Annotated in this window: 26 protein-coding genes and 1 riboswitch; of the genes, 3 read left to right on the top strand and 23 right to left on the bottom strand. The window is 37.7% G+C overall.

Going from position 1 to position 26,990, the window contains the following annotated elements; all coding sequences use genetic code 11:
* Positions 1–182 precede the first annotated feature (182 nt).
* The 6 genes from der to IGL80_RS07690 all read right to left on the bottom strand — a co-directional run bounded on the left by der (position 183) and on the right by IGL80_RS07690 (position 7,088).
* Positions 183–1,493, bottom strand: coding sequence for a ribosome biogenesis GTPase Der (gene der / locus IGL80_RS07665; RefSeq protein ID WP_002360340.1), 1,311 nt, complete (start codon positions 1,491–1,493; stop codon positions 183–185).
* A gap of 173 nt (positions 1,494–1,666) precedes the next feature.
* Positions 1,667–2,878, bottom strand: a complete 1,212-nt coding sequence (rpsA, locus tag IGL80_RS07670; protein ID WP_002360341.1) for a 30S ribosomal protein S1 — start codon at positions 2,876–2,878, stop codon at positions 1,667–1,669.
* A 113-nt stretch (positions 2,879–2,991) separates the two neighbouring features.
* Positions 2,992–3,672 (bottom strand): (d)CMP kinase, encoded by a 681-nt coding sequence (gene cmk / locus IGL80_RS07675; protein WP_002357612.1) that lies wholly within the window; start codon positions 3,670–3,672, stop codon positions 2,992–2,994.
* Between the two features lie 236 nt (positions 3,673–3,908).
* Positions 3,909–4,535, bottom strand: coding sequence for a LysM peptidoglycan-binding domain-containing protein (locus IGL80_RS07680; RefSeq protein WP_002360346.1), 627 nt, complete (start codon positions 4,533–4,535; stop codon positions 3,909–3,911).
* Between the two features lie 75 nt (positions 4,536–4,610).
* A complete protein-coding gene (locus IGL80_RS07685) occupies positions 4,611–6,053 on the bottom strand; it encodes a RecQ family ATP-dependent DNA helicase (RefSeq protein ID WP_002404319.1) in 1,443 nt (480 codons plus the stop codon).
* A complete protein-coding gene (locus IGL80_RS07690) occupies positions 6,054–7,088 on the bottom strand; it encodes a helix-turn-helix domain-containing protein (protein ID WP_002360348.1) in 1,035 nt (344 codons plus the stop codon).
* 35 nt (positions 7,089–7,123) lie between these two features.
* On the opposite strand from IGL80_RS07690, the gene IGL80_RS07695 reads away from it, so the two are divergent.
* Positions 7,124–7,342, top strand: a complete 219-nt coding sequence (locus IGL80_RS07695) for a ferredoxin (protein WP_002357617.1) — start codon at positions 7,124–7,126, stop codon at positions 7,340–7,342.
* Positions 7,343–7,364: 22 nt separating this feature from the next.
* Here the strand turns inward: IGL80_RS07695 and IGL80_RS07700 are convergent, their stop codons facing one another.
* From IGL80_RS07700 to IGL80_RS07735, 8 genes are all read right to left on the bottom strand, one after another.
* A complete protein-coding gene (locus tag IGL80_RS07700) occupies positions 7,365–8,696 on the bottom strand; it encodes a zinc ribbon domain-containing protein (protein ID WP_002404320.1) in 1,332 nt (443 codons plus the stop codon).
* Positions 8,697–8,951: 255 nt separating this feature from the next.
* On the bottom strand, positions 8,952–9,617 hold the full coding sequence (locus tag IGL80_RS07705; RefSeq protein WP_002382314.1) for an ECF transporter S component: 666 nt from the start codon (positions 9,615–9,617) through the stop codon (positions 8,952–8,954).
* Between the two features lie 71 nt (positions 9,618–9,688).
* Positions 9,689–9,808: riboswitch (FMN riboswitch) on the bottom strand.
* A 152-nt stretch (positions 9,809–9,960) separates the two neighbouring features.
* Entirely contained in the window at positions 9,961–10,677 is a 717-nt protein-coding gene (locus IGL80_RS07710) for a pseudouridine synthase (protein WP_002357624.1), read from the bottom strand.
* A 3-nt stretch (positions 10,678–10,680) separates the two neighbouring features.
* Entirely contained in the window at positions 10,681–11,286 is a 606-nt protein-coding gene (gene scpB / locus IGL80_RS07715; protein ID WP_002360351.1) for an SMC-Scp complex subunit ScpB, read from the bottom strand.
* On the bottom strand, positions 11,283–12,077 hold the full coding sequence (locus IGL80_RS07720) for a segregation/condensation protein A (protein WP_002390627.1): 795 nt from the start codon (positions 12,075–12,077) through the stop codon (positions 11,283–11,285). Before IGL80_RS07720 ends, scpB begins: the two co-directional genes overlap by 4 nt.
* Positions 12,078–12,141: 64 nt before the next feature.
* Positions 12,142–13,032, bottom strand: a complete 891-nt coding sequence (gene xerD / locus IGL80_RS07725; protein WP_002360354.1) for a site-specific tyrosine recombinase XerD — start codon at positions 13,030–13,032, stop codon at positions 12,142–12,144.
* Positions 13,033–13,200: 168 nt separating this feature from the next.
* Positions 13,201–14,130, bottom strand: coding sequence for an alpha/beta hydrolase (locus IGL80_RS07730; RefSeq protein WP_002360356.1), 930 nt, complete (start codon positions 14,128–14,130; stop codon positions 13,201–13,203).
* Positions 14,131–14,324: 194 nt separating this feature from the next.
* Entirely contained in the window at positions 14,325–15,416 is a 1,092-nt protein-coding gene (locus IGL80_RS07735; RefSeq protein WP_002360357.1) for a DUF871 domain-containing protein, read from the bottom strand.
* Between the two features lie 181 nt (positions 15,417–15,597).
* Between IGL80_RS07735 and IGL80_RS07740 the strand changes: the two genes are divergently transcribed.
* On the top strand, positions 15,598–16,347 hold the full coding sequence (locus IGL80_RS07740; RefSeq protein ID WP_010708185.1) for a peptidylprolyl isomerase: 750 nt from the start codon (positions 15,598–15,600) through the stop codon (positions 16,345–16,347).
* 43 nt (positions 16,348–16,390) lie between these two features.
* Here the strand turns inward: IGL80_RS07740 and IGL80_RS07745 are convergent, their stop codons facing one another.
* The 5 genes from IGL80_RS07745 to obgE form a co-directional block, all read right to left on the bottom strand.
* Complete coding sequence (locus IGL80_RS07745) at positions 16,391–16,765, bottom strand: YxeA family protein (RefSeq protein ID WP_002357632.1); 375 nt, start codon at positions 16,763–16,765, stop codon at positions 16,391–16,393.
* Positions 16,766–16,907: 142 nt separating this feature from the next.
* Positions 16,908–17,453 (bottom strand): TetR/AcrR family transcriptional regulator, encoded by a 546-nt coding sequence (locus IGL80_RS07750; protein WP_002360361.1) that lies wholly within the window; start codon positions 17,451–17,453, stop codon positions 16,908–16,910.
* Positions 17,454–17,671: 218 nt separating this feature from the next.
* Entirely contained in the window at positions 17,672–18,970 is a 1,299-nt protein-coding gene (locus IGL80_RS07755; RefSeq protein WP_002363934.1) for a PTS sugar transporter subunit IIC, read from the bottom strand.
* A 26-nt stretch (positions 18,971–18,996) separates the two neighbouring features.
* Positions 18,997–19,299 carry a hypothetical protein gene (locus tag IGL80_RS07760; protein ID WP_002357636.1) on the bottom strand — a complete coding sequence of 101 codons (303 nt, stop codon included), beginning with the start codon at positions 19,297–19,299 and terminating at the stop codon, positions 18,997–18,999.
* A 138-nt stretch (positions 19,300–19,437) separates the two neighbouring features.
* On the bottom strand, positions 19,438–20,754 hold the full coding sequence (gene obgE, locus IGL80_RS07765) for a GTPase ObgE (RefSeq protein ID WP_002384537.1): 1,317 nt from the start codon (positions 20,752–20,754) through the stop codon (positions 19,438–19,440).
* A 287-nt stretch (positions 20,755–21,041) separates the two neighbouring features.
* Between obgE and gap the strand changes: the two genes are divergently transcribed.
* The gene (gap, locus tag IGL80_RS07770) at positions 21,042–22,052 is read left to right on the top strand and encodes a type I glyceraldehyde-3-phosphate dehydrogenase (protein ID WP_002357638.1); all 1,011 of its coding nucleotides are present in this window, start codon (positions 21,042–21,044) and stop codon (positions 22,050–22,052) included.
* 46 nt (positions 22,053–22,098) lie between these two features.
* Here the strand turns inward: gap and IGL80_RS07775 are convergent, their stop codons facing one another.
* The 4 genes from IGL80_RS07775 to rpoD all read right to left on the bottom strand — a co-directional run bounded on the left by IGL80_RS07775 (position 22,099) and on the right by rpoD (position 26,952).
* On the bottom strand, positions 22,099–22,548 hold the full coding sequence (locus IGL80_RS07775; RefSeq protein ID WP_002357640.1) for a Fur family transcriptional regulator: 450 nt from the start codon (positions 22,546–22,548) through the stop codon (positions 22,099–22,101).
* A gap of 115 nt (positions 22,549–22,663) precedes the next feature.
* On the bottom strand, positions 22,664–23,545 hold the full coding sequence (locus tag IGL80_RS07780; protein WP_002360362.1) for a CvfB family protein: 882 nt from the start codon (positions 23,543–23,545) through the stop codon (positions 22,664–22,666).
* Positions 23,546–23,618: 73 nt separating this feature from the next.
* Positions 23,619–25,694, bottom strand: a complete 2,076-nt coding sequence (locus IGL80_RS07785) for a cell division site-positioning protein MapZ family protein (protein ID WP_002404322.1) — start codon at positions 25,692–25,694, stop codon at positions 23,619–23,621.
* Between the two features lie 151 nt (positions 25,695–25,845).
* Positions 25,846–26,952, bottom strand: a complete 1,107-nt coding sequence (rpoD, locus tag IGL80_RS07790; protein WP_002360364.1) for an RNA polymerase sigma factor RpoD — start codon at positions 26,950–26,952, stop codon at positions 25,846–25,848.
* Positions 26,953–26,990: the final 38 nt, after the last annotated feature.

The raw sequence follows: 26,990 nt of genomic DNA on the forward strand, positions 1-26,990 counted from the left end.
GAGTGGTCCAAAAACAGACAGCAAATATTGATCTGGTTCAATATTCTGTTAACAAGATAGCATAAGAAAGTTGTAATAGCAAGGTTTTTAGTGTATTTTAACCAGTTTTTTCAAAAAATAATCATTTTTTCTCAAAGTTGATAAATTTATTTGAATATCTAAAAAAAGTATGGTAGAATGCACTATTTTCGGCGTCGCGGAATGATTTTAATCGGCGTGCCCTCAAACGTAAATGCTTTTCTGATTTGATTTTCTAAAAACCGGGCATAAGAAAAGTGCATTAGTTCTTCTTCGTTGACAAAAATAACAAATGTAGGTGGTTTGACTGCCACTTGTGTTGCATAAAAAATCTTCAAACGTTTTCCTTTATCAGTTGGTGTCGGATTAATTGCTACAGCATCCATTATAACGTCATTTAACAACGCTGAAGGAATCCGTAAGTTTTGATTCATACTTACTGTTTCAATTAGTTCAGGCAGTTTGTTTAAACGTTGTTTGGTTAATGCAGACACAAAAATAATGGGTGCATAATCTAAATATTGGAATTCATCACGAATTTCCGCTTCAAAATCACGCATTGTATTTGTATCTTTTTTGACTGTATCCCATTTGTTGACCACGATAATAATACCGCGACCTGCTTCATGGGCATAGCCCGCCACACGCTTGTCTTGCTCACGAATACCTTCTTCTGCATTCAAGACCATTAAAACAATGTCTGAGCGTTCAATCGCCCGCATTGCGCGCATGACGCTATATTTTTCAGTTGATTCGTATACTTTTCCACGTTTACGCATACCAGCTGTATCAATCATTAAGAACTTTTGACCTTCTTCAGATTCAAAATACGTATCGATTGCATCTCGCGTTGTTCCTTCAATATCTGAAACAATCACGCGATCCTCACCAAGAATAGCATTAATCAATGATGATTTACCGACATTTGGACGCCCGATTAAACTGAATTTAATTGTATCTTCGTCCTCTTCTTCTGAAGTGTTAGGAAAATGTTTAACTGCTTCGTCTAACACATCGCCAATGCCTAAACCATGACTACCAGAAACTGGGAAAGGATCCCCTAGTCCTAAAGCATAAAATTCATAAATATCATTACGCATTTCAGGATTGTCAACTTTATTAACAGCTAAGATCACTGGTTTATTACTACGATATAAAATTTTTGCTACTAACTCATCTGCATCAGTAATTCCTTCACGGCCACTAGCAACAAAGATAATCACATCTGCTTCATCAATCGCAATTTCTGCTTGGTGTTTGATTTGATCCATAAATGGTTCGTCACCTAAATCAATCCCACCTGTATCAATAATACTAAATTCACGCCCTAACCATTCTCCAGTTGTATAAATACGGTCGCGTGTTACGCCAGGAGTATCTTCTACAATCGAGATACGCTCACCGGCAATGCGGTTAAAAATAGTCGATTTACCGACATTCGGTCTACCGACAATCGCAATAGTTGGATTTGCCATTTGATTCCCTCCTTGAGAATTTCAATCCTTACTAGTTTACCTAATCAAACCTTAAAGTGCAAGAAAAGTTTTAGTTTCTGCTGATTTTCTAACCAATTCAAGAAAAAATGAGTTTGACATAGCCGATCTGTTTACGGCTATGTCAAACTCATAAATTTCAAGAAAGTAACGTGTTATTCCTCTTCTTTCGCATCAGATAAAGCGTCACCTAAAATATCGCCCATGGTAAAACCAGTATTTTCTTCAGGCAATTCATATTCCTGTTCTTCTTTTGGTTCTTCTTGAGACTCAGGTTTTGGTTCTAACGCTTTGATACTTAAAGCAATACGATGTTCCTCTGGATTAACTTCTAAAACTTTCACTTGTACTTGATCCCCTTCATGAAGGACTTCATGAGGCGTTGCAATGTGCTTGTGAGAAATTTGAGAAATATGCACTAATCCTTCCACACCAGGGAAAACTTCCACAAAGGCACCGAAGCTTGTTAGGCGTTTTACTGTGCCATCTAAAACAGTCCCAGCGGCTGCTTTTGTTTCGATATCTGTCCATGGTCCAGGCAATGTTTCTTTAATAGATAAAGAAATACGTCCTTCTTCTGGATTAATTGAAAGAATTTTTACTTGAACGTCTTCGCCAACAGTTAACGCATCACTTGGTTTGCCCACATGCTGATGAGCAATTTCAGAAACATGAACTAAACCATCCACGCCACCTAAATCAATGAATGCACCGAAATCTGTTAAACGAGCTACTTTCCCTTCAACAACGTCTCCGTCATGTAAAGAAGAAAGTAATTCTTCTTTTTTCGATTCTTTTTCAGCTTCAACAACTGCTTTATGTGAAAGAATTAAGCGGTTTTCTGAAGGTTCGATTTCAATAATTTTAAATGCTAGTGTTTGACCTTTATATTCAGAAAAATCTGCAACAAAATGATCTTCAACCATTGAGGCAGGAACAAATCCGCGAACACCGACATCAACAACCAAACCACCTTTAACAACATTTGTAACAGGTGCTTCGATTACTTTGCCCGCTTGGAAATCTTGTTCAATTTCTTCCCAAACTTTTTTAGCATCTAAACGGCGTTTTGACAGTAAATAACTGCCGTTTTCTTTATCTTTGCCAATTGATGTGATAACAACTAAATCTAACACATCACCGACTTTCACAAGTTCGTGTACATCTTCAACTGGTAAAGTCGATAATTCCTTTGCAGGAACAACGCCTTCAACGCCCGCTCCTTCAATGCCGACAACAACTTGTTTGTCTTCAATGGCTAAAACTTCGCCTTTAACAATATCGCCAACACTGACTTCTTGAACGCTGTTCATTGCATCTTCCATTGTTTCGTTGTTTGCTACTTGTTTGTCTTCAAAATCTGTCATGCCTCTTATCCTCCTATGCCAACAAAAATTCCAAAACTTAGCTATATATACTTACATAGTACGAGATTTTTGTAAAAAAATAAAGCGATTTCTTCTATTTTTCTTAAAATTCTTTAAAAAAGTTCAAAACCTTTTTGTTTAATCACATTTTGTATGGCGGCGACGACTTCTTCAATCGTCAACCCTGTTGTATCGATTTTCACAGCATCACTTGCTTGGACAAGGGGTGATACTTCTCTGGTTGAATCTAAATAATCCCGACGTTCAATCTCCGCCTTCAAGGTTTCAAAATCCGTCTCAATCCCTTTTTCTTGATTTTCTTTAAAACGACGTTCTGCACGTTCTTCAACGCTAGCCACCAAGAATATCTTTACTTCGGCCTTTGGTAAAACTGCAGTACCAATATCTCGACCATCCATGACAACTCCGCCGGCTTGACCAATTTTCTGTTGTAACGCCACCATTTCTTCTCTAACTTTTGCATGTTTTGAAACAGCTGAAACAGCATTCGTTACATCTGGCTGGCGAATCGCTTCGGTCACTTCATGACCGTCGATAAAAACACGTTGGCCATTCTCTGCTTGCTGAAAAGAAATAGTGTGGTTGACACAAAGCGCTACTAATGGTTCTTCCGCTTGAATGTCGATTTGATTTTGCAAGGCCAGATACGTAATCGCTCGGTACATGGCACCCGTGTCACAATACACATAATTCAATTGTTTTGCTAAAATTTTTGCAACTGTACTTTTGCCTGACGAAGCTGGTCCGTCAATAGCAATACTGATTTTCCCCATGAAAAAACTCCTTAACTGATATGCATCCTTTAAAATGCGCTTCTTCTTTTATATTAAAATCAGAAGAAAAGAACTTGGATTTAAACTGATGACGAGTTTCTAACGAAAAAGCAATAAGCCGAAATCCCTCGAAAGACGCAAACCATCTTTCGGAAATTTCTGCTTATTGGCATTCTCATGTAATCATCCGTCGCGGTTTAGCCCTTGAAAGTGCTGTCCAAACCTCTTTTTCTGGATTATTTAATACGTAATGGTTGTCCCGGATAAAACACAGATGTATCAATCCCAGGATTTAACGCTAAAATTTGTTCTAATGTCATTCCGTTACGTTCGGCAACTTGACGTGCCCCTTCACCACTTTGAACGGTATCATAAACAGGTTGTTGGTTCTGCGCTTGTTGCTGTTGTTGATTTTGAGCTTCTTGTTGTTGTTGCTGCTCTTGTTGTTGCTGTTGCTGTTGTTGTGCTTGTTGGTCCTGTTGTTGCTGTGCAGCAGCATCAGAACTTGAAGGTGTTGTATTTTCAGCTGGTTGGCTGCTTGCTGGTTCTGAGCTTTCCACTGATTTTGACGTACTTTCTTTTTTCTTCTCTTTTGATGATGATTGGACTAATGAAGAAGATGGCTGGCTATTTTTGCTAGCACTTTCGTTCGGTTTCTTGTCTTGCATCATCCATAAGAAAGTCCCAATTGGAATGGCAATAATTAATAATAGCAAAATAACTAAAACAGTTAGAAATAATGAATTTCCTCGTTGCTGTTGGCGTTTTGCTAAACGAGAACCACCACCATTTTGATCAGGTTCATAAATTGATTGTTCCCATGGCTCACGAGCTTGGTTTTTCTTTTTGTCCTTTTTACTCACTGCTAATTTCCTCCTAAACTTCTCTCGCTTGTTATTATATCATAGCTTTTGCCAACTGCCGACTAAAAAAATGAATTAATCACGTTCTTTAAATAATTTTAGAAATTTAGAACGCCAATCTTCTTCATTTTGATTGCTGGTCTTGTTCGATTTTACTATTGAATCTTGGTAAATGTCAAAGAATAACGCACAATTATCACAACAAGTTTCCGGTGATTGTTTTACAATCGATTCTTGAAAATAAGTTTGAATCAACGTTCTTCGACAGGTTGTGGTTTCAATATACGTCAGCATCCCTCTTAATTGCGCTTGACGATCTTTTTCTTTCTCCTCTAAACGATGCTCTAGCTCTTCAAAAGAATAATCCTTGGCTAAATAGCCTTGGACCCATTTTTGTTGTAACTCGGTGGCATTTTCTAACAAACCTGCTTGTTCTTCTCCTTCAATCAGCGATTTTAAGGTCGCTCGATTCGCTCTTGTCTCTTCTAAGAAAAACCGATGAATAAATTCATCCCCTTTTTTATACAATAATAGCGCCCAACTTTTTTGACCATCACGTCCAGCTCGCCCGATTTCCTGTAGGTAATTTTCTAAGCTATCAGGCAAATCAAAATGAATCACTCCACGAACATCAGGTTTGTCGATTCCCATCCCAAAAGCATTCGTTGCACAAAGAATATCGATTTGATTATCAATAAATTGTTCTTGCAAGCGACTACGTTCACTAGCCTCCAAGCCCCCATGATAATAGGCTACCTTAAAACTGGTTTTTGCCTGAATAAGTTGACTGATTTGTTCTGTTTTGTTGCGCGTGGCGCAATAGATAATGATTTTACCAGCCGTTTTAGATAAGTAATCTAGTAATACTTCTTCTTTTTCTGACGTTCCCTTCACGAACAAGCCAATATTTTTTCGATTCACTGAAGAAAGAACTTCTTGATAGCTACCATGAGAAAATAATTGTTTTATAATTGCGTGCTGTACAACGGGTGTCGCTGTGGCAGTTAACGCCAAGGTCAAAGGAAAGTCTAGCTGTTTTTGGACCAGATCTAATTTACTATATTCAGGGCGAAAATCGACGCCCCACTGATAAACACAATGGGCTTCATCCACCACAAATAATGCAATTTTTTGGCGTTGTAACACACTAAGTACTTCTTGCTGCAAAAGCATTTCTGGGCTTAAAAACAGATAATCGTATTGGAACATTTTCGCTAAAATATAACGCTTTTCTGAATACTGTAACGTACTGTTTAAGGCAACCGCACCTTTAATTCCTTGTCTTTGTAATTGACGCACCTGATCTTCCATTAACGAAAGTAAGGGAGAAACAATTACCGTTAGTCCCTCTAACTTTTGGCCCACAAATTGATAACACAATGATTTGCCAGTGCCTGTTGGCAAAACAGCCAATGTATTCATACCGTCAAGTAAGTTTGTAATCACTTCTTTTTGACCAGGCTTAAACGCTGCGTAACCAAATCGAGTGAATAATTCTTGTTCTAATGTCAACAACACTCACTCCTTTTTTTGCCAAATTTGTTGGATTTGATATAACCGAAAATCTAAATAAGAAAGCGTCGCTTCTTGCGCTCGCCAATCCCGATACACCCACAACCGCGGATCTTGTTCTGTTTGAGCCAAGTTTTGGAGTATTGCCTCCTTTTCAAGATAAACAGACGCCTGCAGCTGCCCTTGAATAGCCAACTCTAATAGATGGTCATGAATGGTACTCGGTTTTATTTTTCGCTGCTCAGCAATTTCTTGAAGCGTCTTGCCTTCCGTTAACAATCGTTGGGTTTCTTGCATACTTTGGTTTAGATTTTTTTCTAGATACGGCCATACAAGCGTTTGTAAAGCAGGATAGTTTCCTCCGTACATTATCAACTGCAGTAAATGATGAACCGCTTGCGTATGCCATAAACGCTGTTCAAGAACTGTCTTATGGCTTGTTAATTGCTGAGGAACTTTGCCAGTTTGCTGATAACCAGAAAGTTGCGCAACCAAATAGTCGCTTTCTGCTTCAGGTAGTAACTCAAACCCTCGCAACAGTTCTTCTTTGATTGATTGAACGCGCTGCTCTTTCTTGTCTTGTTGTAACCATCGTTTCAAATATAGTTGCGGAATCGGTGTTGATAAAAGTGGAATATACTGTTTTTCCTCAAATGATAAATACGAAGTCACTTGCACGGCAAATTGAATGAGTTGCCAACTTTCTCGATCACTTCTGCCAAAACGATAAAGATCAATTGCAGGATAATCCAGCAACGAAAAATGGTGCTCCTTTAAAAATAGTTGCCCTTCTTTTGTTAGTTGAATCTCATTTGTCTCTTTGTGATACTGAATTTGTTTCGCCTTCGAAAGTTTTTCAAGAAATTGAAAATAGGCTTGTTCGGAAATCGTTGGCCACCAGCCAATGAATCGTAAACAATCATATAAAAACCCATAAATCAAAACAGAGCTAGTCCGTTTGCCTTTTAAAAGATGATACAAAGTTGATGCACGTACCTTGTATCCATGAGATAATAACGCTAAAATAAAAGTTGCTTCCATAGTAAACCTCTTTTAGATAGGATGTGTCACTGTTTATGCAATCACGTTTAGTTCCTGAAAAATGTATTGCTTGTGGACTTTGTCAAGTTTATGCGCCCAATATATTTGATTATGATGATCATGGGATTGTCCTTTTTAAAGACGAGCCGCATGCTCGACAACAATTTATTCCAGAAAACGAACGCGAGAATGTGTTAAAAGCGTACCGCAAATGTCCCACGCGTGCAATAGAAATAAGCAAAAATGAGTGCTAAATAATTTAGCACTCATTTTTGCTTAGAGTATTTTTTCGAGCCAAGCAAGTGTTTGCTCATCTATCGAAACAAACTGTAATTGTCCTTCTTTTAGCGGTTCTTTGACTAAATGAATTTGATCATTTAGGCCATTGATCCATTCATAACGAAGACCATTTTCTTTTGCTTTAGAATTTTTAGCTTCTAAATAATAATTGACATGGTAATTTTCTTTACCATCCAATTGTAGCGTATTAATGGTCACTTCAAAATCTGGTGAAACATCGGTCGATTTCTTTTCACGTAATCGTTCAATTGCTTCAATAAAAGAAGGAAATTGAGGATTATTTTCCCCACCAACGAGATATTTTTTAGCAAATTCTGTACTATCCGTATGACTTTTCACTTGTTTGGCAAATGCTTGATAAAAGGTTTCTAGCGCTTTGCGGGCATCATAGTCGCTAGCTAACGGAAAATTCAATTGTAGCGTTGGATTATCGGAGAGCGCTTCGACAAAATCATTTTCACCAATCGTTTCTTTTGATGTTTGAATTTCTTCTCCATTAATCGTCTTTTTAAGTTGAATCGTCATCCCTTTGGACCAGAACAAAGGGCCAATCGTTTTGCTTCCATTCGTTAGCGTACCAACTTTCCGATCATTAATATAAATATCTGCGTCTGGCAGATTGCTCTCCACAACAAAATTCATTCGTTTAAAATCTAAAGGAATACTAGAAATATAATTTTCCTCTTCTAATAAACGATACTCTTCTGTGATAACAGGTTCACCGGTGCTATCTTTCACTGTGGCTGTAAAGGTATATTGTCCTGGCGCTAAGGGTCCCAATTCCTTTTGATAAGTGGTTGAGTCGGAAGTGCCCACTTCCCGCCCGTTCATTGCCAGCGTCACACCGCGCTGATTCGTCGTTAACTGAACAGAAACAGGCGTTAAAATGAATTGATAACGGTGAAAGAAAAATGCTGTTTGACTTGTTTCACGAATAGTTAAACCATGTAGCTTTTTATCCTTTAATAGCGCTTTTTCTAATTTTTTTAGCTCAGTTGGATTTTTTTGATAATAAGTGATTAAAGGCTTAATGCTTTGCGGATTCACTTGAAATTCAGACTCGTTCGTCCTCATTTTTTTACTTAATTCTTGGGCATCACCATTCTCAATCGCTTCAATAAAATGAGAAATTTGTTGTTCCTTAGAAAAATAATGCGTCCCGAGAAAATAGCTACCCGCTCCAAGAACGATGAACACAAAAAGAAACACCCAGATCCAGCTTCTTTTTGATCTGAGAGGAGTAGATTCGTTCCCTTTATTCATTGATGGTTGTGCTTGGTTTTCCTCTTGATGCATTGATTCATTCATTAGCGGAGCGCCGCATTCTTCACAAAAGGACTCCGTATCACGATTCACGTGACGACAATTTTTACACTTTTTCACTCAGGAAAACTCCTCTTTCTTTGATGATTTCTATCATACCAAGGGAAAGTTAAAATTACAATGCAGATGGTTTAGTATTTTTTAACAGAATGATGACAGATTATGACAACCTCTTTTCTTTTAGGCGTAAATTTTAAAAACCCACTGTCAAACATTGTTCAACAGCAGGTTTTTTATCATTTATTTTGTTAACGGTGTTTTTTTCTGAATAGTATGTTGTTTTTTTGATAGCCATGGCAATAACTTCGCATGTAGTACTAGAAAAACACCACTGACTAAGAGGCCTTTAATAAGGTTGAATGGCACAATACCAATCGCCACATAGCTTGCTAAAGATGTTCCTAAAAATTGTTGTGTGGTCACACCATATAATTGTAAGTAAATGGGTGTAATGACAAAATAATTCGCAATACTCATGAAAATTGTTAAGGCTAAGATCCCACTTACTAAGCCCACTATCCGATTTGTACGGATATTTTTCTTTTTACCAAAGAAATAAAAAATTGGCAAGGTGAAGATACTACTTGCTAAAAAGCTAGCGAAATCTCCCACCATATTTTGCGGTGCTAGTCCGGTTAAGAACAGGTGTAGCAACGAACGAACAAAAGCAGTAATTACTCCTGCTAACGGTCCGTACAAGAACATTCCGAGTAGAATCGGAATATCACTAAAATCGATTTTCAAAAAACTAAACGCCGGCATAATCGGAAATGCCACAAATTGTAATACTGTACCGATTGCGGCCAACATTGCAATGCTGACCATTTTTTGTACCTTGTTGTTCATCTGAAATCCTCCAATTAAGGACCCATCTTCAACGAACTTTTTGATTCGCTTCTTTGTCATACAAAAAAACCCTATTTTTCTGCAGGGAAAAATAGAGTAGGATTATCTGATGAAAAAGCGTCTCAAATAAGCCCTATCTTCTTTATCCAGACTATACTGTCGGTATTGGAATTACACCAATTCAATCGTTAAAAACGAGTCGTGGACTATAACCACCGGTCGGGAATTACACCCTGCCCCTGAAGACGAACCTTGTATTATATTTTTTTACTTACTTAGTGTAACCCATTTGAACAATGAATGCAACTAACTAAGCTTTTTTATTAAATTTCATTGATTGTTTCATTTCTCAAAAAAAAACAATCCCTTCGCCATAAGCGCGAAGAGATCGAGTCATTTTATCTTATTTAGCTTGATTTAATAATTGACTGATTTCTTTTTTAGTTAAATCACGATATTGTCCTGGTCGCAAACCTTGTAAGGTCAACTCACCGTAACGTTCACGTTTTAATTTTTGAACAGGGAAACCAACAGCTTGAAACATTTTCTTCACTTGATGATTACGTCCTTCATGAATCGTTAATTCCACGACACTGCTACCTGTTTTAATATCCGCTGAAAGAATTTGAAAATTGGCTGGTGCTGTGCGTTTGCCATCAATGCGAATGCCTTTGGCTAATGGCAATAGATCCCGTTTAGTTGGTACACCTTTAATTTTTGCTACGTAGACTTTATCTACTTCATGTTTAGGATGGGTTAATTTTTGTGAAAAACTTCCATCATTCGTTAAAAGTAACAACCCAGAAGTATCATAATCCAGACGACCGACTGGATAAATTCGCTCAGTAACATCTGTAAAATAATCCGTTACTACTTTACGGCCTTTATCGTCAGACACCGCAGAAATAACCCCTCTTGGTTTATAGAATAAATAATAACCATATTCTTCTTGATAAATTGGTACACCATCAACTTCAACGGTATCTTGTTTACTTACTTGTGTTCCTAATTCTTTGACCACTTGGCCGTTGACTTTTACGCGACCTTTGACAATTAATTCCTCTGCTTTGCGACGCGAAGTCACCCCAGCATGAGCAATTGCTTTTTGTAATCTTTCCATTGTTTAAGCTTCCTCGCCTTCTGTTGTTTCAGACATTGGGTTCGTTTCTTGATAACGATCAAAAAATAGATCCATTGGTAGTTCTTCTTCTAATTCATCTTCCATTTGTTGGATATCTGGTAATTCATCTAAACTTTTCAACCCAAAGTAATCCATAAAATACTTCGTTGTGCCATACAAAATCGCTCTACCAGGACCATCGACGCGGCCTTTTTCTTCTATCAACTGACGGGCAACTAACTTTTGGATAGAGCCAGAAGTCTGTACGCCACGAATTTCATCAATTTCAATACGCGAAATTGGTTGCTTATAAGCAATAATGGATAATGTTTCTAGCGCCGCTTGTGATAAGGCGTTCGACATAGGCGATTGCGCATATTTTTTTAGTAATGAGGCATATTTTTTCTTCGTTGTTAAGACAAAATGATTGCCGACTTCTAAAATATTCAACGCCGATTTATTGTCAGAAACATAATGTTCTTTCAATTTCGTTAATTCTTCATAGGTTTTTGCTGTTGACTTCTCTAATAAGTACGCAAGCTCTTCCAAGCCAATTCCTTCTTCGCCAACCACAAATAAAATTGCTTCAATTTGACTAACTAATGTCACTGTGTTTCCTCCACCTCTGTTGTATCTTCCTGCTGGGTTTCTGTATTAAATAACAAAATTTCACTATAATTATTTTCTTGTTCAGCATAAATCACGCCTGTTTTCATTAATTCTAAAAGAGCCATGAACGTTGTCACAATTTCTTGTTTGGAATAAGAATCGAAGAAAGAATCAAACGACACTGCCTTCCCTTTCTGTACTTGACGCATACGTTCTGAAATAGCGGTGATTTTTTCTTCGATGGAAACATCGTCACTAGCAACAGTTGTTTCAACAGGCTGGCGATTTTTTTTCTTTTCTAACATGGCATGAAAGGCTAGAAATAAATCAATTGTATTAATTTGATTAGGCGGTAGTGTTGTATCTTCCTCTTTATAATCATCCATATCCATTGGTTCTTTTGTATAATAGAGTTTACGTTCTTCTTCTTTTTCATGTAAAACAGTCGCTGCATATTTAAATTTCCGATACTCCAATAACTGAGCTACTAAAGCTTCCCGTGGGTCTTCCTCTTCAAAAAAATCTTCATCATCAATGATTTCAAGCTCTTGTTTTGGAAGCAACATCTGACTTTTAATAGCCATTAAGGTGGCAGCCATGACTAGATATTCTCCAGCGACTTCTAACTCTAAGGTTTGCATCGCATGAATATAAGACATGTATTGTTCAGTTACTGCTGTAATGGGAATGTCATAGATATCGATTTCTAATTTTTGAATTAAATGTAGTAGAAGATCCAGTGGTCCTTCAAAGACATCTAGTTTTAAATTAATTTCTTGCAAAAACGACACCTACTTTCTTTTCTCGACTTCCTAGTTTACCATAAATTTATTCGTTTGTGGGCATTCTCGCAAATTAAGCCCGAGGAAAATGTTCCTTATAAACATCTGCCATTCGTTGTTTGGTAATATGTGTATAAATTTGTGTCGTGGAGATATCTGCATGTCCTAATAATTCTTGAACGATTCTAAGGTCTGCGCCATTTTCCAACAAATGTGTCGCAAAACTATGCCGTAATGTATGCGGCGTAATATTTTTCTCTATCTGGGCTTCTCGGACAATCTGTTTTAAATTTTTCCAAATGCCCTGTCTAGATAACGGTTCGCCATGATGATTAACGAACAGGTGTGTTTCATTCGGATGATTTTTAATCAATTGAGGTCTGGCTTCGTTCATATAGCGCTCAATCCATTGAATCGCATAATCGCCTAAAGGAATAATTCGTTCTTTGTCCCCTTTTCCGATTGTTTGCAATAAACCAATGGATAAATGCAGATCCCCTAATTTTATTTCAATTAGCTCACTAACTCGCAGGCCCGTTGCATACATCACTTCTAAAATAGCACGATTCCGCATACCTAGTGGTTTACTTGTATCAGGCGTTTCAATTAATCGAGTCACTTCGTCAACAGATAATGTACTTGGCAATTTTTGAACTTTCTTGGGGGAGTCAATATGTTGCATCGGATTATGTTCGCTTAAGCGTTCTTGACGTAAAAATTGATGAAATCCTCTCAAACTAGAAATCATCCGAATCACACTTGCTGAAGCTTGCTGTTCTTCGTGAAGGGATTGCAAAAATTCTGTAATCATGTAACGGTCAACTTCGTCCCAAGAATGCAGGCCTTGTTCTTGTAAAAAGGCTACGTATTTTTTTAAATCTCGTTCGTAACTCCGTCGTGTGTTATTTGATAAGCCCCGCTCTATTTGTAAATAGTGTAAATAATCGACTAATTGTTCTTCCATTATCCTTCCCTCATTTCTAGTACTATCCTATCAGATTATGCCCTAGATTGCATGGGTAAATTCCAACTTATTAAAAAAAATCAACTGACAACAAAAGACTTGTTCACTAAGTCGTTAACTTAAGAACAAGTCTTTTGTTGTTGCTACTATTAGTAAAGAATAAATTTGTTATTTTATATATTTATCTAGAAAAGCAGCTACTGTTTCCTTATATTTTTCTGGGTTTTTATTATAAGCTTTCGCATGCTCTGCTCCAGGCACGACATATTTCTCTTTAGGTCCTTGGGTTGCATTATAAACTTCGTCTAACATACTAAACGGCACAAACGTATCATTTTCACCATGAATAAAGAGCACTGGTAAATGATTCTTTTGCAATTGCTTAACAGCACTTGCTTCCCCAAAGAAATAGCCAGCTCTAAGTTTCGTAATCCCGCTAGTAACATTAACTAATGGGAAACTTGGTAAATTGAAAAGCTCTTTCAATTGATATTGCAACTCCTGATTGACTGTAGAATAGCCACAATCTTCCACAATGGCTTTCACGTTATCTGGTAATTTTTCCCCGCTCGTCATCATGACTGTAGCAGCACCCATACTGACACCGTATAAAGTGATTTGTTCTTGCTGACCATTTTCGGTTAAAACTTTCTCAATCCATTGGACATAATCTTTACGATCGGGCCAGCCGAACCCAATATAATCTCCTTGACTTTTCCCGTGACCACGCGCATCTGGCGCTAACACATTGTATCCCCAATCATGATACATTTTCGCAAAGACAGACATCGTTTCTGCCGAACCCATATAACCATGCGCCATAATAACGGTACGATTACTTTTTTTGTCGGCTGGTAAATAAATGGCCTTTAGACGTAGCCCGTCTTCCGAAGTAATTGACCATTCTTGTCGATTTTTGTCATCTTTAAACCACGCGCCTTCAGGTGTCTGGACCACTTTTGACCCTGGGGTATTCTCATTTATAAAGTCTTTCTTTCCTGGAACTACTGCATAATTATAAAAATATAAGCCTGCCGCAATTAAACCAATTGCAATTACTACAATAAGCGCAATCAAAATTTTTAACCATCGATTCATCTACGTACTCCTTTTATTTAAACTGTATGATTCATTATAAGTTGTCGCCCTTTTTTTGACAACTACCATTCAAAGATTCAGCCATCTTTCTTTACCACTACAATGAGACAATTTTGTTGCGACAAAAAAAGCATAGCACAAAAATGTTACCTTTTACGCTATGCTCCACTTATCTATTTATAGGAAACTAAAAATTATTTATTTTCAATAAGTTTAAAACTTGACCATGGTTTCAAAAATTCTAATAAGAAACGTTCGTCATCAGAAATACGACCAACCACATTTACACGGCCATCATTTTTCATTTCTTTTAAAGCAATTTGTGTTTCCCCTTTGTATTGTCCATAGCCAACGTTGTCAATCAAGACATCGCCTCGAACAATATCTCTCGTTGTATGAGCTGGGAAAGGACGATCTTTATAGTAAACACGTGTCATTGTTGAACGCAAAACGTAATCAGAACGATCTCCACGATAACTGTGTAAGTTATCGAACAATGCAATTCTTTCATCTTCTGTGATTTCTGGTTCTGTATCCACTTTGATCGAAGGATACGGTGCATGAAAGGCTTCTGCCATTGCTGCTAATTCTGCTTCTGAGGCATAAGCATTTCCGACAGAAATATCATCGATTAATCCTGTTAAAACTAAATGCTTAACTTGCGTTGCAATTTCTAAATCGCGGTGGTCTTCCAAAGAACATAACCCATCTTGTGTCGGCCATGGCCCAAATGTAGCATCGTGTGAGTTCACAAACGCCATCGTATTTAAATTATATTTTCTAAATTTTTCTGAACAATAAACAAAATGCTCATAGCCTAAGCCGGTATAGCGATGTGGATAGAAATTATGTGAGCCTAGTAAATTTTCTGTGTTTGGTGAGTAGGCCATAATATTATCTACATAACTTGTCCCTGAACTCATATTAATTTCAATTTTAATACCATAAGGGTTTCTTGTCATATTCGCCTCTTCTTGCCCAGTAAAACCAAGATCTAAACGAATACCGTAAGCGCCCATATCATGGAAAAATGATAAATCATCATAAGAGATGCCTAATTGTTCGAACAATGCAGGATTAATATCGACCATCACTTCCATACCTAATTGGTTGGCGTAATCTACGACTTTTTTAAACTCTGCTAATACCTTTTCCCGATCATCATTGATTTGCAATAAACTAGTAAAGACACGCTTAAAGCCGTATTTATGAGCCAAATCCAAATATGCTTTGTCCTTTTCAAATGTTGAACGTTCTGGATAAATTGAAATACCTAATTTTCCCATGTGATTGCCTCCTAAATTGTAAAACATAATAATGTATCTGCTTACATTGTAACAAAAAAAACAAAAGTGGTCTACACCTTTCCTATAGGAAATCTTATAAAAATTCCACTGGTTTGTTATCTTCTCTTTTGTTATGATAAAAAAGAACCTAATTGTCAGTGTGAAAGGAAGAGGAAAACAGATGAAACATAAGAAAATGCTTGCTGTTGCTTCAGTTGCAGCATTCGCCTTGCTTTTAGCAGGCTGTAACACAACCAATAATAAAGGCACGACCGCAACGAGTGATTCTGTCGCTAAATCCAGTGAAAGCAAAACAAAGGATTCGGTCGACTTAAATTCACTAGATTTACCACAACTAGATGACAAAGTTGCCGAAGATCAAGACTTAGTCCAAATGGTTACTTCAATGGGAAATATTGAAATCAAACTATTTCCTAAACAGGCTCCAAAAACTGTCGAGAACTTTATGAAACATGCCAAAGATGGCTATTATGATGGCTTGACTTTCCACCGCGTCATCAATAACTTTATGATCCAAGGTGGCGATCCTAGCGGTGATGGAACTGGCGGAAACAGCATCTGGAATAAACCATTTGAAGATGAATTTTCAAACCAGTTATATAACATTCGTGGCGCATTATCAATGGCGAATGCAGGACCTAATACTAACGGCAGTCAGTTCTTTATTGTCCAAAATACAGATGATCAATCTGATGGTCTTTTATATGATGATTATCCAAAAGCAATCATTGATGCTTACAAAAAAGGCGGCTATCCTTCTCTTGATAAAAAACATACTGTTTTCGGTCAAGTAACCAAAGGAATGGATATTGTCGATAAAATTGCCAAAGTCGAAGTTGGTGCCAACGATAAACCAAAAACTGATGTTAAAATTGAAAAAATCAATATTCTTCAAGAAGCAAAAAAATAACAAAAAGTCAGAACGTACGCTGAAGATACGTTCTGACTTTTTGTTATTTTTGAATTGCTTGTAATGCCTTTTCTGGTACTTGGTCTTGATTGACCTCTTCATACGTATTGATGTGGGCCCCTTTATTTGAGACTTTTAGATAATGATCTGTTTTTAATTCATGGTCCGCTGTAAAAGTTATTTCTCGTGTTTTGCCTTCCTCATCTGCGGCTACTTGCGTATAACTAGCAATTCCATAGCCATTAACGCTATCGGCTTTCTTTGTTTTAACATACACATTTCCTTCTTTAACCAATGGATTTAATTGATCTAACACACCAGCTAATTCGCCAGAGTTCTTCTCTGCGTAAAACTTGGCCCCAAATAAACCACCACCAATAACAATTGCTGTCACCACTAAAAATTTAATAAATTTCATCACATAAATCCTCCCGAGTAATTATTCTCTGTTACTTCTTCCAAAGTATAGCAAGTTTTAAACAATCCTTCCTCGGGCGCAACGACCAGTTTTTCCTCAGACTTATGTCGTATTTTTGTTATTTTGAATAAATAACAAAACACTACTCTTCTATCAATAATTGACTTAATAATTGAATTTCTTGATTCTTAGTTAAGTCAATTGTTTTCATTGTAACCGCTGTGGCTAAACCTAAATAGATTACCACCATTTTAGGAAATAATTCGACAAATTTTCCTTTGTCCATTTGTACATATTTTTTATCCAATAATAAACGCTCTTCAAAAAAAGTTTGAAGCATTTGCTGCAATTCTTCTTCATAACCATGTGCTTTCATAAATAACGCCGTATAGATTTTTTGATGTTTTTGGGCAAATAATATAAAGTTCAGACCCAATGCAATCACTGGGTCTGAGGCACCGACATCTGCTTTATAAAATAATTGCATACGATGAAATAACGATTTAATTAAGGTTCGTTTTAAATCGTCCATGTTGACAAATTCTAAATAAATTGGCTGCGTAGAAATCCCCATAGTATCTGCAATATTTCTAGCAGTTAAATTAGAAAAACCTTTATCTACTAAAATTTTTTCAGCTACGTTTAAGATTTTTTCCTTTGTATATACCTTCGTTCTAACCATTTTCATACCCCTTTTCTCTTTTAGTTAACAATAACTTTATTATGTTCACACAAAAGAAAACCATTTTCATTATATATATAATATTTTACACTTTTTTATGCGTTTCTTTTCTCAAAATTTTCTATACATTTCAAAAAAATTGAGAATTTTTAACGCTTATAAACAAATAGGTCCAGAACAAAAGGTCATCACCTTTTGTTCTGGACACTAAACGGCTGCACTCTTTATTCTTCTATTTGTTTGCCTTGTTCTTTGGCAAGCTCATTTTTATCATAAGCTACAAAGAACGGATAGTAAATCAAAATGGCCACTAGAATTAAAACAATATTCAAAACAGCAGCACGCCAATCGCCGCCTGTCGCCATAAAGGCGCCAATTGGTCCTGGTAAGGTCCAAGGAGCGGTAAAGACAACTTCACTTACTAAACCTAATTTTGTGGCAAACCAAGCAATCGTTGCTAAAACCATTGGTGCAAAGATAAAAGGAATCATTAAAATCGGATTTAAGACAATCGGTACACCGAAAATAACTGGTTCATTAATATTAAAAATAGACGGTGCTAAAATAGCTTTTCCTAGTTTTGAACCATATTCTGATTTTGCCCGAAAGGCTAATAATATAGCTAAACCAATTGTGGCTCCAGCACCACCAATCCAAATAAACCATTGGTAAAAAGGTTCTGCCGCAATCCGAGGTAATGCTTCGCCAGCTGCTTTAGCAGTCGTGTTTTCCTCTAATAGTTGTAGCCATAGAGGACGCGCCAACGATCCTACGATTGAAGCGCCGTGAATCCCAAAGAACCAGAAAAATGTGGTTAAAAAGACCAACAGCAAGACACTCAATAAAGAGTCCGCTGCTTGAACTAGTGGTCCTACTAAGTTCCCTACAAATGTGTGCCAATCAAAGCCTAAATAATAAGTGATTGAACCAATCAATAACATGACAATTAACGTCGGAGTCAACGATTCAAATGAACGAGCAACAGCAGGTGGAACGTTATCAGGCATTGTAATTTTGAACTTAGACTTATCTGTTACTCGATAGATTTCGACAGCAATAATTGACGTCACAATCCCGACAAACATCCCTGCACCACCCAAATTAGCCATTGGTAAAACAAACCCAGAAACGCCAGCTGCTTTACTGGCTTCTTCAGGAATCGCCACAGGTACTAATGTTAATAAAAAAGCAATCGTAGCCAAAATCCCTCCAGAGACTTGATCAAGATTATATGATTTCGCTAAACTAGCGCCAATGCCAAAAGTCGCATATAACGCCATAATGTACATTGTCATTCGGTAAGGCAATAAAATTGTAGCAGCATTACTTGTTAAAAATTGAGTAATGCCCCAAGATTCTGGTAACGGCGGAAACGCAATAATTAGAAAAAAAGAACCGACAATAATTAAAGGTAATGTCGCAATAATCCCATCCCGCACCGCACGTAAATGGCGCTGATTGGCAATTTTAGCCATTGGTCCAGCTAGATGATTTTCAATCCAAACAGTCAGTTTATCTAACATAAATAACACTCTCCTCTGTTTTTCTCTTAAAAAATAACTCCTTTAATCAGCCATAAATAAGAGATAAGCTCTAATAAAATAAGAGAAATTAAAAACAACCAAATAAAACGCTTACAAAAACCTGTTTTCGTTTCAATAAAATAATGACTATACGCTAACGCAAAAGCAATCCCAACAGGCAAAAAAATCATGGCACCAATATTAAACGGCAGATTGAAAGTCCATAATAAAACACTCGGCAACAGGACACCACATAAGAGCCCCATACTAAAAAGAAAACCGGCACTTTTAACTGAAAACTTAGGAACCATTGCTTGATTGTTTTCCATTTCAATTTCGCTCCTTTCGTTTGTTATTTTGTTACATTTAAAATTATAAGCTATTAAAAATATTATTTCAATCTATTCGCTAATTTAATACTAATTTTAAAATAAAAAACCAGTTCACTGAGTGAACTGGTTTTATGCTTATTCGACAAATTCAAATTCAAAATTACCAATCCGAACAATGTCGCCGTCTTTCGCGCCACGTGCTCGTAATGCCTCATCGACACCCATACCACGTAATTGACGTGCAAAACGCATTACTGTTTCATCATGATCGAAATTCGTCATTTCAAATAATTTTTCTAATTTTTCACCAGATAAAACCCATGAAGCATCTGGTTCACGATCAATCGTAAATTCTGGACCTTCTGGTTGGAAGCCATAACGAACGGTTTCTTCCTCTACCACTTCATCTTCATATAATGGGAATTCAGGCGTTACTTCCAACAAGTCAGCTGTTGCATTTAATAAAGGTTCAATACCTTTACGAGTAACCCCAGAAATTGGGAAAATAGGTAGCTCATCGGCATACTCATCGGTGCGTTCCTTCGCAAGTTGCTCTTTAAATTTCGCTAAATTCTCTTCTGCTTCAGGCATGTCCATTTTATTGGCAACAATAATTTGAGGTCGCTCCATCAAACGTAAATTGTGTGAAGCCAATTCTTTATTGATTGCCAAATAATCTTCGTAGGGATCGCGTCCTTCCATGCCACTCATATCAATGACATGTAAAATAACACGCGTCCGTTCAATGTGGCGTAAGAATTGTGTTCCTAAGCCGACACCTTGAGAAGCTCCTTCAATTAAGCCTGGCAAATCTGCTGCAGCAAAGCTTCGACCATCACTAGTAGTCACCATCCCTAAGTTTGGAACTAACGTCGTAAAATGATAGGCACCAATTTTCGGACGAGCGGACGAGATAACAGAGAGTAATGTTGATTTTCCTACAGAAGGAAACCCAACTAAGCCAACATCTGCTAAAACTTTTAATTCTAATTCGATTTTACGTTCTTGACCCGGTTCGCCGTTTTCGGCAATTTCTGGTGCAGGGTTTCTTGGGGAAGCAAAGCGAATATTCCCGCGACCACCGCGTCCGCCTTTTGCTACTACTAAGGTCTGACCATTCTCAATTAAATCCCCAATTAAAGCTCCAGTTTCTGCATCACGAACTGTTGTACCTGGTGGAACTTTGACAAGTAAATCTTCTGAACCACGACCGTGCATTCCTTTACTCATACCATTTTCTCCAGGTGTCGCTTTAAAATGACGATTAAACCGGAAATCCATTAATGTGCGTAATCCTTCTTCAACAACTAAAACAACGTCGCCACCGCGACCGCCATCACCACCAGCGGGACCCCCGTCTGGTACATATTTTTCTCTACGGAAAGCAACCATTCCGTCGCCGCCTTTACCAGCTTTGACATCAATCGTCACTTGATCTAAAAACATGGACATATAATTTGTCCTCCTATTCTACTTCTACTATCTTTAATCACCTCAAAAAGCGTGATTCGAAAGTCTTTATTATTGTATCGGGAAAACAACCGTTTGTCTAGCAATTCTAGTTAGTTATCGTTGGAAAAAGCAAAATTTCTCATGAATCTTTCGCTTTCTTTTTGTCGCTTCGCTATCAGTCTTTTGACAAAAAAATTTTAGAGGTTCATACTATAGATAGTTGAAGAAAATCACTTTTTCAGCAAGGGTCCAAAGAAACACAAACATCTAAAGGAGGAATTTTTGTTATGACAGTCAAAGTAGGAATTAACGGTTTTGGAAGAATTGGTCGTTTAGCCTTTCGCCGAATAAAAGAAGTTTCTGATGATATTGAAGTTGTGGCTATCAATGATTTGACTAGCCCAACAATGTTGGCTCACTTATTACAATTTGACTCTACGCATGGCACCTATCCTGGCACCGTGACAGCCACTGAAAATGGCATTGTGGTTGACGGCGAAGAAACCCGTGTCTACGCAGAACCAGATGCAAGTAAAATCCCTTGGGTTAAAGAAAACGGAGTAGACATTGTCCTTGAATGTACAGGTTTTTATACCTCTGAAGAAAAAGCACAAGCTCATTTAGATGCAGGTGTGAAACGTGTGGTTATCTCTGCTCCTGCAGGCGCAATGAAAACAATCGTTTACAACGTCAATGATGATACACTTGATGCCAACGATAAAATCATTTCTGCTGGTTCATGTACGACAAACTGTCTAGCACCGATGGCTTACTTCTTAAATAATGAATTCGGTATTGAAGTTGGTACCATGACAACTGTCCATGCCTACACATCAACACAAATGCTATTAGATGGCCCTGTTCGTGGCGGAAATCTTCGTGCGGCACGCTCTGCTGCAGACAATACTATTCCCCATTCAACTGGTGCTGCTAAAGCAATTGGCTTAGTTATTCCAGAACTTAATGGAAAATTACAAGGCCATGCCCAACGTGTTCCCGTTGTGGATGGATCCTTAACAGAATTAGTTAGCATTTTAAAAACAAAAGTAACAGCTGATCAAGTAAATGAAGCAATGAAAAAACACACCATTGATAACCCTTCTTTCGGTTATGATGATCGTGAAATTGTTTCTGGGGACATAATCGGCACGACAGAAGGTTCGATTTTTGACCCAACGCAAACAGAAGTAACGACAGCTGGCGATTTCCAATTGGTGAAAACTGTGGCTTGGTATGACAATGAATATGGTTTTACTTGCCAAATGATTCGCTTATTGGAAAAATTCGCTAATTTATAATGCCAATAAAAAACTGCCTTGCATAAATTAATGCAAGGCAGTTTTTTTAATGTTTACTTTGACAACTTTGACAAATACCATGAAAAGTTAAGCGATGATCTTTGACTAAAAAATGATACCGACTTTCAACAATTTGCTCTACTTCACCAAGCAAGTCTTCTTCCACTTCCTCAATTGTGCCACATTCTAAGCATAACAAATGGTGGTGAAAGTGTTTGGCGCCTTCTTTTCTTAAATCATAGCGAGCTAAACCATCGTTAAAGCTCACTTTATCAACGACTTTTAAGTCTGTTAAAATTTCTAGCGTTCGATAGACTGTTGCTAGACCAATTTCCGGACTTTTTTGTTTTACCAAGAAGTAAATTTCTTCTGCTGATAAATGATCTTTTTCATTTTCCAATAATACAAGTACGGTTGCTTCCCGTTGTGGTGTTAATTTAAAGCCTGATTCATGTAATTGTTTTTTTGTCTTTTTTAAAGCAGCAGTCGAATCCATTATTACAGCTCCTTGTTTAGAATGATTATAAATTAAGAAACTTAATTTATCAATCAAATTAAAATAATTATAAAAGAAACAACTGTAATTTGCAAGATATTCTCAATTAGCTACCTTAATTTTTTTCTTTTGATTGTTCCAACGAGCCAATTAGAATTGTTTTACCATCTTCTTGTTTAATTAATTTTTGTTTCATTAAATGGCCTAAGGCGCGTTTAAATTGAGCTTTACTAATGCCAAAGGTTTGTTTAATTTCATCAGGGCTTGATTTATCGGTGAAAGGAATTTGGTGATCGTTTGCTCTTTCTAAGAAAGTTAGAATCATTAACGCATCATCGCTGATTACTTCATGACTTCTTGGTTTTAATGAAAGATTCAATACGCCGTCCGGCCGCACGCCAATCACACGTCCCACTACTTTTTCACCTAAACGTGGTTCCTGGAATCGTTCAGAAGGATGGATAAATCCAATGTATAAATCATCAGTTAAAATATACGTTCCTGCAAGTTTCAGACGATACACATGCCCGGTTAAGTTTTGGTTTTGCATTTCAGCATTCCCGCGTTTTGCCATTGCTTTAAAGACTTTTTCATCTGCTAATTCGCCCCAAATGCGGTCTTTACTGTCCACTTTTAAAGTAACCATTACTCGGTCTTCTTTTTTAGGCCAAAGTTCCCGCATAGTTGGTAATTCATCCAACGAAATAACGACATCTTTATCTGGTAAGCCAACATCCACAAAGACACCTAAATCACGTCTCGTTCCTATGACAGTACCAAAGCCATAGCTACCAATGCGCACAGTAGGAATTGTAGTTGTCAGTGCTGGCTCTTGTTTTTGATTTAAATAACCAAAGCCTTCTACAGCCTCTCCTATGGCATGCGTACCTTCTTCTTTTTTTAAACGGAATGTGATGCCATTTTTTTGAACAAAATAAAATTGTTCATTTTCATCGACCACAATGCCGGTAAATGTTGTTGCTAGTAATTCTCTCATTTATCATTAACTCCTCAAGGAAAATCAATCGAACAAAAGATTTCCGCTTTTGTTCGATTGTTTCTATTTTCTTTTATTGCCCTGCATTACGAGAAGCGTTCCCTTTGAACCAACCTGTTTTAGCATTGATTGTAACTAAATACATGTGAACATTTTTCTCTGTAGTGCCTTCTAATAATTTTGATTGATTGTTTGTTGCATAAAGATTGTAGTAACCTTCGCCATTCACAATTTTGGCAGGTTCTAAAGAATATCCGCCAGGAACCACATAGCCTCGAGCAATCACTGTGTCTAAGACTTTTTCTTTCACACCTGGTGCCCATGTCCACGCTGGATTGCTACTATCAGCGATATCGGCAGCATCTGGCGCATAAAGCGGACTAGTGTAAACCCCGTCACTATTCGGCGCCGTGTAGCCATTCGCTTCTGTTTTTGCTGTTTCTTCCTTCTTAGCGTCCTCTTTTTTTGCGGCAGCAGCTTGTTTCGCTTGTTCTTCTGCTTGTTTTGCTTGCTCTGCGGCAGCTTGTTCTTCTGCAATTCTTTTCTGTTCTTCTTCAACCTTGGTTAACGCTTGGTCAGCTGTCGTGACTTGTTTGACCAGTTCTTTTTTCAGCTTATCACTTGTTACTTTATCTACTTCTGCCTTAGCAGCTTGATACGTGTCTCGATTCAGCTGATTGGTAGTTTTTCCATCTTTATAAATGACCTCAACCGCTTTTTTAGCTTTTTGTAATTGGTTGTATTGTTGGTTCGCTTGATCGATTGCTTGGTTCATCAATTGGTCAAATGGATCATTTCCTGTTAATTTCTTTACGGAAATTGGTTGATCAGCAGCTAAAATCGCCGGTTTCAACTCATTGCCATTGACAATCGGCGCCTCAAATAATTGGTTGATTTGTTGAATGGTTTGTTGCTTCACTTTCAATGTTTGAATTTGTTTATTTAATTGAGAATACTCTTCTGAATCTTTAATTTCCGCGACTTGTTTTGAGAGTTTTTCTGGACTAACAGTCACCATATCTGGTTTAATAAAAACTTGCTCCTTCGTGGTATAAAAGGCTGCTAGTTCATCTTTCAGCGTATCTGTTTTCTTGGTTAGTGCCGCCGCCTCTTGCGCGGCAGCTTTTTGCGTTTGATCATGATACGCCCAAGCACTACCTCCAGCTAATAAAACAACCGCAAGCGCAACGAAAACTACTTTTTTTGATGGTTTCTTCGGAGCAGGCGCTGGTTGAGCATTCCCAGTTTCATTCATCGGTGGTATCACACCTGAATCTGAAACTTTTTCCTCGGTTACGTCAGCTTCACTCGGTGCCTCTAGCGACGCTGCACTTGTTAACCCTTCTTCAGAATCTGAAATGGATTCAGTTGGTGTTTCGGCTTGGGTTAATACTGCCTCACCGCTGTTTTCTAACTCTTGGGTCTCTGCTGTTTTTTCTAATGGATTTTCGGACATTTCTGTATCTGCTCGATGCGCTTGAATATAAGCTTGCAAAGTTTCGTTTGGTGTTACATCTTGATCTTCTATCGGTGGTTGTGAAAAAATTTCTTCTTCAGAAGTAGTAGAGATAACTTCAGTTCCTGAAATCTCTGTTAAAGCTTCCTCTTCTGACTTCACTGTCTCAGATACCTCAGCTGTTTCTGCTTCAACAGTAGTTGTTTCTTCCGTTGTTTCTTCTGTTGTTTCCTCTAAATTAACTGCTTCGTCCGTTGCTAGTTTTTCTTCTGTTGAATGAGTAGGCGTCTCTTCTGTCGCTGGTGTCGATTCCTCCACCGAATCATGAGTCTCCTCACTAGCCCCTTCTTGAAGCGATGTTTCTAGACCAGAAACATCCTCTGAATCAGAGACTATTAAGTTATCTTCTGTTGACTCCTCTTTTTTGTCATCATTGCTTTCTTCTTCTGGTGATTCGCCAAACAGTTCCATCACATGGCCTAAGCTCATATCTTTTAACTCAGACCATTCAATATTCTCATTTAATTGATCTTCATGTTGTTCATTTTCCTGTGTTTTAAAATCTATATTTGTTGAAGTCGTTTCCGCTTCTTCTTTATCAACTGTTGTGTCAGTTAGTGAATAGCCACATGTTGGGCAGGTCGTTAATTCTGCATCGAATTCGTTCCCGCACTTCGGACATTTCTTTGTCATTCTTCCGCCTCACATTCTGCTAATATTCCATTACTTCTAATTTACCATAACTTGCGCCTTCTTCCAATAACTAGCAATGACATTTAGAGACTTTTTAAAAAACAAAAGCGGCTCTTCTCGCATGCACGAAAAGAGCCGCTAAACGGTATGTTTATTCTAAAAAGTCTTTTAATTGTTTTGAACGAGAAGGATGTCTTAGTTTTCTTAACGCTTTTGCTTCAATTTGACGAATACGTTCGCGAGTGACACCGAAAACTTTTCCGACTTCTTCTAGCGTACGTGTCCGACCATCATCTAAACCAAAACGTAAACGTAAAACATTTTCTTCACGGTCTGTTAAAGTATCCAGAACATCTTCTAGTTGTTCTTTTAACAATTCGTAAGCTGCATGTTCAGCAGGACTGGTAGCATCTTGGTCTTCAATGAAATCACCTAAATGTGAATCATCTTCTTCACCAATTGGTGTTTCTAAAGAGACTGGCTCTTGTGCGATTTTTAGGATTTCACGAACTTTTTCTGTTGGTAAATCCATTTCCGCACCAATTTCTTCTGGCGTTGGTTCTCTACCTAAATCTTGCAATAGTTGGCGTTGAATCCGAATCAATTTATTGATTGTTTCAACCATGTGAACAGGAATTCGAATCGTTCTAGCTTGGTCCGCAATTGCCCGCGTAATCGCTTGACGAATCCACCAAGTAGCATACGTAGAGAATTTGAACCCTTTACGGTAGTCAAATTTTTCAACAGCTTTCATTAAGCCCATATTACCTTCTTGAATTAAATCCAAGAATTGCATACCACGACCTACATATCGTTTGGCAATTGAAACAACCAAACGTAAGTTAGCTTCTGCTAAACGTTGTTTTGCTTCTTGATCGCCTTCTTCAATTTTAAGTGCCAATTCAACTTCTTCTGCGGCAGTTAATAATTGAACGCGCCCAATTTCTTTTAGGTACATACGCACGGGATCATTAATTTTAACACCTGTTGGCGCAGATAAGTCTTCTGCTTGGGCCTTTTCCGCTTCTTTTTCATCTTTTTTCAAGCTATGTTCACTTGGGTCTCCATTTTCATCGACCACGCTGATACCAGCATCTTCAACTTTTTGGATCAATTTTTCCATAGCTTCTGCATCCAAAGTATACGGTGTGGCTAATTGATTCGCTAAATCATCATAAACCACTGTTCCTTTAGGCTTGTTTTCTTTGATAAATGCTGCCACTGCAGCTTCATATTTTTTACTTGTTTCTTTTTCCATGAAAGAAGGCCCCCTTCATTTTTCGGTTCACGCTTGAA

The organism is Enterococcus sp. DIV2467a (assembly GCF_050532945.1).
Classification (GTDB): Bacteria; Bacillota; Bacilli; order Lactobacillales; family Enterococcaceae; genus Enterococcus; species Enterococcus faecalis.

Bases quoted from the DNA above. Each gene is read 5' to 3' on its own strand.
- cmk (WP_002357612.1), bottom strand. From the start codon at position 3,672: ATGGGGAAAATCAGTATTGCTATTGACGGACCAGCTTCGTCAGGCAAA.
- IGL80_RS07735 (WP_002360357.1), bottom strand. From the start codon at position 15,416: ATGGGAAAATTAGGTATTTCAATTTATCCAGAACGTTCAACATTTGAA.
- IGL80_RS07745 (WP_002357632.1), bottom strand. From the start codon at position 16,765: ATGAAATTTATTAAATTTTTAGTGGTGACAGCAATTGTTATTGGTGGT.
- obgE (WP_002384537.1), bottom strand. From the start codon at position 20,754: ATGTCCATGTTTTTAGATCAAGTGACGATTGATGTCAAAGCTGGTAAA.
- rpsA (WP_002360341.1), bottom strand. From the start codon at position 2,878: ATGACAGATTTTGAAGACAAACAAGTAGCAAACAACGAAACAATGGAA.
- IGL80_RS07750 (WP_002360361.1), bottom strand. From the start codon at position 17,453: ATGAAAATGGTTAGAACGAAGGTATATACAAAGGAAAAAATCTTAAAC.
- IGL80_RS07780 (WP_002360362.1), bottom strand. From the start codon at position 23,545: ATGAGAGAATTACTAGCAACAACATTTACCGGCATTGTGGTCGATGAA.
- xerD (WP_002360354.1), bottom strand. From the start codon at position 13,032: ATGGAAGAACAATTAGTCGATTATTTACACTATTTACAAATAGAGCGG.
- IGL80_RS07785 (WP_002404322.1), bottom strand. From the start codon at position 25,694: ATGACAAAGAAATGTCCGAAGTGCGGGAACGAATTCGATGCAGAATTA.
- rpoD (WP_002360364.1), bottom strand. From the start codon at position 26,952: ATGGAAAAAGAAACAAGTAAAAAATATGAAGCTGCAGTGGCAGCATTT.
- IGL80_RS07695 (WP_002357617.1), top strand. From the start codon at position 7,124: ATGCAATCACGTTTAGTTCCTGAAAAATGTATTGCTTGTGGACTTTGT.
- IGL80_RS07775 (WP_002357640.1), bottom strand. From the start codon at position 22,548: ATGGATTCGACTGCTGCTTTAAAAAAGACAAAAAAACAATTACATGAA.
- IGL80_RS07730 (WP_002360356.1), bottom strand. From the start codon at position 14,130: ATGAATCGATGGTTAAAAATTTTGATTGCGCTTATTGTAGTAATTGCA.
- IGL80_RS07760 (WP_002357636.1), bottom strand. From the start codon at position 19,299: ATGGAAAACAATCAAGCAATGGTTCCTAAGTTTTCAGTTAAAAGTGCC.
- IGL80_RS07755 (WP_002363934.1), bottom strand. From the start codon at position 18,970: ATGTTAGATAAACTGACTGTTTGGATTGAAAATCATCTAGCTGGACCA.
- IGL80_RS07710 (WP_002357624.1), bottom strand. From the start codon at position 10,677: ATGGAAAGATTACAAAAAGCAATTGCTCATGCTGGGGTGACTTCGCGT.
- IGL80_RS07740 (WP_010708185.1), top strand. From the start codon at position 15,598: ATGAAACATAAGAAAATGCTTGCTGTTGCTTCAGTTGCAGCATTCGCC.
- IGL80_RS07690 (WP_002360348.1), bottom strand. From the start codon at position 7,088: ATGGAAGCAACTTTTATTTTAGCGTTATTATCTCATGGATACAAGGTA.
- der (WP_002360340.1), bottom strand. From the start codon at position 1,493: ATGGCAAATCCAACTATTGCGATTGTCGGTAGACCGAATGTCGGTAAA.
- IGL80_RS07700 (WP_002404320.1), bottom strand. From the start codon at position 8,696: ATGAATGAATCAATGCATCAAGAGGAAAACCAAGCACAACCATCAATG.
- gap (WP_002357638.1), top strand. From the start codon at position 21,042: ATGACAGTCAAAGTAGGAATTAACGGTTTTGGAAGAATTGGTCGTTTA.
- IGL80_RS07705 (WP_002382314.1), bottom strand. From the start codon at position 9,617: ATGACAAAGAAGCGAATCAAAAAGTTCGTTGAAGATGGGTCCTTAATT.